General features: G+C 67.6%; 7 protein-coding genes. 2 read left to right on the top strand and 5 right to left on the bottom strand.

All coding sequences use genetic code 11. The features are described 5' to 3' along the window. Positions 1-134: 134 nt before the first annotated feature. Entirely contained in the window at positions 135-1670 is a 1536-nt protein-coding gene (locus tag ACWFRF_RS32540; RefSeq protein WP_379318011.1) for an amino acid permease, read from the bottom strand. A gap of 217 nt (positions 1671-1887) precedes the next feature. Here ACWFRF_RS32540 and ACWFRF_RS32535 point away from each other — a divergent pair, with 217 nt between their 5' ends. Next, complete coding sequence (locus tag ACWFRF_RS32535; RefSeq protein WP_378993320.1) at positions 1888-2559, top strand: TetR/AcrR family transcriptional regulator; 672 nt, start codon at positions 1888-1890, stop codon at positions 2557-2559. Between the two features lie 37 nt (positions 2560-2596). On the opposite strand, the gene ACWFRF_RS32530 is transcribed toward ACWFRF_RS32535, so the two are convergent. Beyond that, entirely contained in the window at positions 2597-3418 is an 822-nt protein-coding gene (locus ACWFRF_RS32530; protein ID WP_452453935.1) for an alpha/beta fold hydrolase, read from the bottom strand. A 125-nt stretch (positions 3419-3543) separates the two neighbouring features. Between ACWFRF_RS32530 and ACWFRF_RS32525 the strand changes: the two genes are divergently transcribed. After that, the gene (locus tag ACWFRF_RS32525; protein ID WP_452453934.1) at positions 3544-4542 is read left to right on the top strand and encodes a GlxA family transcriptional regulator; all 999 of its coding nucleotides are present in this window, start codon (positions 3544-3546) and stop codon (positions 4540-4542) included. Positions 4543-4548: 6 nt separating this feature from the next. Here ACWFRF_RS32525 and ACWFRF_RS32520 read toward each other — a convergent pair whose 3' ends face one another. The 3 genes from ACWFRF_RS32520 to ACWFRF_RS32510 all read right to left on the bottom strand — a co-directional run bounded on the left by ACWFRF_RS32520 (position 4549) and on the right by ACWFRF_RS32510 (position 7025). Continuing rightward, positions 4549-5076 (bottom strand): hypothetical protein, encoded by a 528-nt coding sequence (locus tag ACWFRF_RS32520; protein ID WP_101465660.1) that lies wholly within the window; start codon positions 5074-5076, stop codon positions 4549-4551. Positions 5077-5171: 95 nt separating this feature from the next. Further along, positions 5172-5969 carry a family 1 encapsulin nanocompartment shell protein gene (locus tag ACWFRF_RS32515; protein WP_378993315.1) on the bottom strand — a complete coding sequence of 266 codons (798 nt, stop codon included), beginning with the start codon at positions 5967-5969 and terminating at the stop codon, positions 5172-5174. Then, positions 5970-7025 (bottom strand): Dyp-type peroxidase, encoded by a 1056-nt coding sequence (locus ACWFRF_RS32510; protein WP_452453931.1) that lies wholly within the window; start codon positions 7023-7025, stop codon positions 5970-5972. Between the last annotated feature and the right edge of the window lie 16 nt (positions 7026-7041).

Raw genomic sequence — 7041 nt, 5'->3', positions numbered from 1 at the left:
GCCTACGCCCCGGCGCCTGACCGGCGGCCCGGCCGCGGACCGGCCACTTCGTGGCCGTCCCTCCCTAGGGGTCGGGAGTGCGGTGGCTGGGTTGGATGGGTTGTTGAAGACGGGGACGGGCTGGGTGTGGCGGATCAGGTTGTGGCGGGGGCGGTTTCGGTGCGGGGAGTGGGGGTTTTGGCTGCTACTACCGAGCGGTAGACGATGGCGCCGGTGGTGAGGATTACGGCTACCGACAGGGGGCCTGCCCAGAGTTGCCACCAGCTGCCGCCGGCGGGGGTGTAGACCTCGGGGCGGGGCCAGGCCAGGTTGATGACCATGGCGATGCCCCAGACGACGGCGAGGGCGTTGATGGGGATGCCGAGGCGGCCCAGGTGGAACAGGGTCTTGTCGTCGGGGGCGGGCAGGCCCTGGACGCGGCGCAGCAGCAGTGGCACGGTGACCAGGAGGTAGGCCAGGTACAGGCTGACGATGCAGACGCTGGCTAGGGTGGCGAAGATGGCGGGGTTGCCGAGGTTCAGGACCAGCAGGCCGATGCCGAGGGCGCCGATCGCGACGGCGGGCCACACGGGGGTGCCGAAGCGGGGGTGCACGGTGGAGAGGGCCTTCGCGAAGGGGAGTTTGCCGTCGCGGGCCATCGAGAACATCAGGCGTGAGCCGGCGGTCTGGATGGCGAGGGTGCACACGATCACCGCGACCGCGACACAGCCGAGCAGCACCGAACCGGCGGGGCTGTTGAGCTTCGAGGTGATGACGTAAGCCAGTCCACCGGTGGACAATTCGCCGTCGGACAGGCTCGGAGCCGCCATCAGCGCGCCGAGCAGCATGAGGCCACCGCCCAGCGCCGAGACCGCCAGCGCGAGCAGGATGGTGCGGGGAGCGACCTTGCGCGGGTTCTTGGTCTCCTCGGAAAGCTCACCGGCGGAATCGAATCCGACCATCACGTACGCGGCCATCAGGCCCGAGACCAGGAATGCCGCCCAGTACGGGCCAGGGGAGGCCTGGTCGGTTTGGAACACCACATCGGGGCCGCGCTCGGTGTTGGCGAAGAACAGCGCGATGATCGCCAGCACACCGACGATCTCGACGGTGACACCGATCGAATTGATCTTCGACATCAGGTCGATGCCGATCACATTGATGGTGGTGGTGACGACGAGCAACACGCTGCCGAGCAGCACCGCGTTCATCGCGCCGTCGCGGGAGGTGAGCGCGGTGTCGGTGCCGATGAGCTGGAATCCGCTCCAGATCGAGGGCAGCACCACCTGGAGCGCGATGGCGGCCGCGGCGGCGGTCACGACCTGCGCGATCACCATCATCCAGCCGGCGAACCAGCCGATCAGCCCACCCGCCAGCCGCCGCGACCACTGATAGATACAGCCGGAGATCGGGTAGCGGGCGGCGAGCTCGGCGAAGTTCAGCGCGACCAGGAACTGGCCCGCGAACACCAGCGGCCACGTCCAGAAGAAGGCGGCGCCGCCGAACGAATAGCCGAAGCCGAAGAACTGGAAGATCGTGGTGAGGATGGAGACGAACGAGAAACCTGCCGCGAAGGACGCGTAACGCCCCAGTTTGCGGTGCAGGACCGGCGTGTAGCCGAAGGCTGCCAGATCGGCGCTGTCGCGGCCGAGTTCGGGTGGGGCGGCGGGGGATTCGAATGTCGTGGCCATGTCGGAGTCCTTCAGCGGTTCGGCCAATATCTATCAGTCGATAGTTTTGCGCGCGCGATCGCTCGAACGGTGTCGTGCGTGTATCGACTGGACGCCCCGCGGTAACTTCTGCGTTGCGTGAGTTTCTGTCAAATGACAGAAATTCGACCGCTGGGCATTCCCGCCGGTGAGCTGCCCGCTGCGGTGCAGGTCGTGGCCCGATGACAGAATCTTCGGTGTGGCGAATCTCGGTCCCGGGCGTCCCCGGCTGGAACAGCGGCGCAGGCAGGGAACTACGCCGCGCGCGGAGATCCTCGACGCGGCGGCGGAGCTCTTCACCACCAAGGGGTACGCCAACACCTCGACGCGGGCAGTCGCCGACGCGGTCGGCATCCGGCAGGCATCGCTGTATCACCACTTCGCCGCCAAGGACGACATCCTCGACGCACTACTGGCCGAAACAGTGGCGGGACCGGTCGAACTGGCGCAGCGGATGATGACCGAACCGGATGACGTGGCGACCCAGCTCTACGCGCTTGCCCTGTTCGACGTGCGCCAACTGCGGACGGCGCGGTGGAATCTGGGCGCGCTGTACCTGCTGCCGGAGTTGCGCACGGAACGCTTCGTCGCGTTCCGGCGACGACGTGACGAACTGCGCGGACACTACGAGCGTCTGGCCGCCGCGGCCTCGACGGCCGCGGGGGAATCCGACGACGCGCGGATCCTTCCGTTCCGGCTGGTGGAGACGGTGATCGCGATCAGGTACGACGAGGGGGCGGCGGGCGTGGACACCGAGCGCGTCATCCCGGACGCCGTGCTGCGCATCGTCGGCTACCCGGGCGACACGGGTACGGTGCGGGCATCGGCCGCGGCGCTCCTCGCACGGCTGGGCGAGATCGCTCCCGCCTGAGAGGCCGTACCCGGTGGCCGAGGAGCGCCGCGATACCTCAAATTCGGATGAACGCCAGGATGTCCTGGATGAGTTCCTGCTGATAGGCGCCGAAGACGCCGTGCGGTGCGCCCGCGTACACCTTCAATGTCCCGTTCTCGACGAGCTCGATCGACTTCAGTGCCGCATTCGCGATCGGCACGATCTGGTCGTCGTCGCCGTGCGCGATGAAGACCGGCACTTTCAGGGCCTTCAGATCCTCGGTGAAGTCGGTCGCGGAGAACGCGGCGACACACTCGTAGGCGGCCTGGATCCCCGCGAGCATGCCCTGGCGCCAGAAGTCGTCCTGCGCGCCCTTCGAGACGACGGCGCCCTCGCGGTTGAAGCCGAAGAACGAGGGGGCGAGCTCCTGATAGAAGCTGGAGCGGTCGCTGAGCACCCCGGCGCGGATATTGTCGAACACCTCCATCGGCAGGCCGTCGGGATAGGCCTCGGTGGCGACCATGATCGGCGGGACCGCGCCGATGGTGACGACCTTGGCGACCCGGTCCACACCGTGCTGGGCGGCGTAACGCACTACTTCGCCGCCTCCGGTCGAGTGCCCGACCACGATGACATCGCGCAGGTCGAGTGACTCGATCAGCTCGGCGAGATCGCGCGCGTAGGTGTCCATGTCGTTGCCCTGCCACGGCTGCGAGGAGCGGCCGTGACCGCGGCGGTCGTGCGCGATGACGCGGTAGCCCGCGTCGGCGAAGGTCTTGCGCTCCAGCGCCCACGCGTCGGAGCTCAGCGGCCAGCCGTGGCTGAACACCACAGGTCGTCCGGTGCCCCAATCGGAGAAATAGATCTCGGTGCCGTCGGTGGTGGTGAAGTAGGGCATTGTGCTGTGCTCCTGTCGGAGATGCGGACGAATAGGTTGCCCATAGTTGTCGAGCGCCGGTGCGCTGTCGCCCACCGGAACGGCCGAAGATCCCGCCATTCCGGCCGAGTATTAGATTTATCGGCATGTCCACACCCCGGAATCGCCTACGTCACAGTGCATCCAGTGGTACACGGCGTATCGGGTTTCTCCTGTTCGACGGGGTGAAGGCGCTCGACTACGTCGGTCCCGCAGAGGTATTCGTCGAGGCGAATCAGTTCGCCGATGCCTACGAGATCGTGCTGATCTCGCCCACGGGCGCACCGGTGCACAGCTCGGTGGGCCAGGGAGTTGCTGTGACGACTTCCGTGGCGGACGCGCCCCCGCTCGACACGCTCGTGGTGCCCGGCAGCGAAGTGCGCCCCGCCGAGTTCGTACGTCCCGATCTGGTCGAGGCCGCTCGCGTTCTCGCGGCGCGCAGTCGTCGGGTCGTTTCCATCTGCAGTGGCGCCTTCGTGCTGGCCGAACTCGGGATGCTGGACGGCCGAAGCGCGACCACGCACTGGAAATTCGCCGCCGAGCTCGCCCGCCGGTATCCCCGGATCGACGTGCAGGCGGACCGGATCTTCGTGCGGGACAACGACATCGCGACCTCGGCGGGCGTCGCGGCGGGCATCGACCTCGCGCTCGCACTGGTGGCAGACGATCTGGGCAGCGACATCGCTCGCCAGGTCGCTCAGGGGCTTCTCGTCTATCTGCAGCGTTCCGGCGGGCAGACCCAGTTCTCGACGCCCATGCGCGCCGTCGCTCTGCCACCCGGTCCGGTGCGCGTGGTCACCGACCTGATCGCCAGGGACCCCGCCGCGCGGCACAGCGTGGTGGACCTGGCGCGATACGTCAATGTGAGCGTCCGCCACCTCACCCGCCTGTTCACCGAGGAGACCGGGCTCAGCCCGGCCGAGTACGCGGCGAATGTGCGCTTCGATCTCGCCCGGGCCGAGCTCGAGGCCGGCAGTTCGGTGAGCCGGGCCGCCTCCGGCGCGGGTTTCGCCAGCGCCGAGGCGCTACGCCGGGCCTTTGTGGCGCGGCTCGGGGTGTCGCCCTCGGACTACCGGCGCAGGTTCGAATCCGAGGCGAGTGCGTAGCGGGTCTCAGCGGGCGGTCGGCGGGGCGATCTGCCAGTGCTGGTTGAGCGCGCCCGCGATCTCGGGCAGCACGGTGATCGGGATTCGTTTGGCGCGCAGCATTTCCCGGATCTCGCTCACCTGTTCGCGCTTGCGCATGTCGTAGGCGCCGGTGACGGGGCGGATCACCGGTGGGATGGACAGCAGTACGAGCTCGTCGGCCGACTCGCCGTTCAGGTCGAGTGCCAGTGCCCAGCGGGCGTGCTCGTCGAGGGTGAAGCGCCCGGCGACGACACGGTCCCACGGCACGGTCGACGAGCGGAACGGGGTCCGCGCGTAGATGGCGTGCTCGTGCAGTTCGATCACATCACGGACGAACAGCGCGACACCCACCGCGAACCCGCCGACCGCCCCGACCAGCAGGCCGGTGATCACCCGGTTCACCCCGAACATCGCCAGGAACAACCCGACGACGCCCGTGGTGACCAGGACCGCGATCAAGCAATAGAACAGACTCCGCCTGGTGGACACCACACCGGCACGCACGACCGACATGCGGACCTCCCTCTCCAGCTCGCCGGGCCCGATGCTCGCGCCGATCGGCGAATCACGATTCGTGGCTCACCCTAGCGGTGCGCATCGCCGCGGTCTCACGAGCCGAGCGACACCGCTGCCTCCGAGGTCTCGACGAGGAAGGTGAAGGTCTCCTGGAAGTACAGCTGCACAGTCTCGGCGTCGTGGCTGAGGTAGCCGATCGACAGGTCCTGGCCCAGCGCGAGCTCGAAGTCGCCGCCGCGGGTGGTGAGCGCGAAACCGCCGGAGATCGCCGGCGCCCAGATGATCTCGCCATCGATCAGCCGCTCGATGTGGGTCCGGATCGGGTGACCGTGATCGGAGGTCTCGCTGACCTGGGTGTACAGCTCGGCGCTGAGCACCACCGAATACGGGCCCTGCACGCCGGCCAGGCGCAGGCCGGTGAGGGCGTGCGAGATGGCATCGGGAATGTCGACGACGTTGCTCGGCAGCGCGACGGGGGAGTTCGAGGCGGCATCGCGGATCCCGGTGATGCCCGCGGCGGCGTAGCTCTCGAAGATCGCACGGTCTTCGGCGAAGGCGATCTTCTGCGCGGCGTCCTTGAGGTTGTCGAGGTCGGCGTCGCCCGCGCCGCGCTCGATGTCGTCGAGCTCGGAGCGTTGCAGGGTGAACGGCACCCGCAGCTCGATAACCGGTTGGATCAGGCGCTGATGAGCCTGCACGCCGTCGTCGGGCGAGGCGATCGAGGTGATCCGGCCGAGGTTGCGGGCCGAGAAGTCGAAACCGTGCGGTCCCGACACGTCGACCACCCGGCGACCCGCGATATTGCGCTTGAACGTGCGGGTCGCCTCCTCCTCGATCTGCGACCAGGCTTCGCCGGTGATCGGCGCGAGTTCGCGATGCAGGTTGTTCATTCAATTACTCCTTTTCATCGTGCCGATTGCGAGGGAGCCGTCCGAGCGAGCGGCTGCCGCCGCGTTCGCACGTTCGACGGGGACGATTTCGGGCAGTGTCGCCGGCTCGATCTCGGTGGCCGCCGTGTCGGGTGCGTCGGGCAGGTCATCGAGGAAATCCACGGTGGGAGTGAAGAAGAGCGTGCCGGTCACGGCGAAAGAGAAGTCGAGGATGCGGTCGTAGGCGGCCTCGTCGGTACCGAGGAACATCCGTTCGAGCATGCGTTCGGTGACGCTCGGGGTGGCGGCGTAGGCCACGTAGTAGGTGCCGAACTCGCCGGTGCCGATGGTGCCGAACGGCATATTGGCGCGCACGATCTGGCGTTCGGTGCCGTCGGCTTCGGTGATGGTGTTCACCGCGACGTGCGAGTCGGCGGGTTTCACGTCGTCGGGCAGTTCGTAGTCGGCGAGCTTGGTCCGCCCGATCACCCGCTCCTGTTCCTCGATCGACAGTGCGTTCCACTGGTCGAGCGGGTGGGTGTACTTCTGCACGACCACGTAGCTACCGCCGGTGAACTCGGGGTCCTCGTCGCCGATCAGCGCCGCCGAGGCCGCGCTCGGGCCCTCCGGGTTCTCGGTACCGTCGACGAAGCCGAGCAGGTCGCGCTGCTCGAAATAGCGAAAGCCGATCGTCTCGTCGACGACGGTCGCCGCGCCTTTGAGGCGAGCGCCGATCACCATGGCGAGTTCGAAGCACGGGCCCTGAGTTTCGCCTTTGATATGGAAGAACAGGTCGCCAGGGGTGGCCGGTGCGCTGTGGATCGGGCCGTTGTAACCCGGGAAATCGTGCAGCTCAGCGGGTTTCGGGCCGACGAAGAGCCGGTCCCAGGCCGCGGAGCCGATCGAGGTGACGCAGGTCAATCCTTCACCGGGCACCCGGAAACCGATCGAACGGCGCAATCCGGAGAGATCTGCCAAGAGGTCACGGACCGCGGATTCGCCACCGGAGTCGATGGTGGCGACAAGGAAAATCGCGGACGGCGTGAGTGGATCGAGGATCGGCTGTGGCTCACCCATGGCGTCCACAGTACGG

This window comes from Nocardia sp. NPDC055165, assembly GCF_053606985.1.
This window is presented reverse-complemented; position numbering and strand designations above follow the sequence as displayed.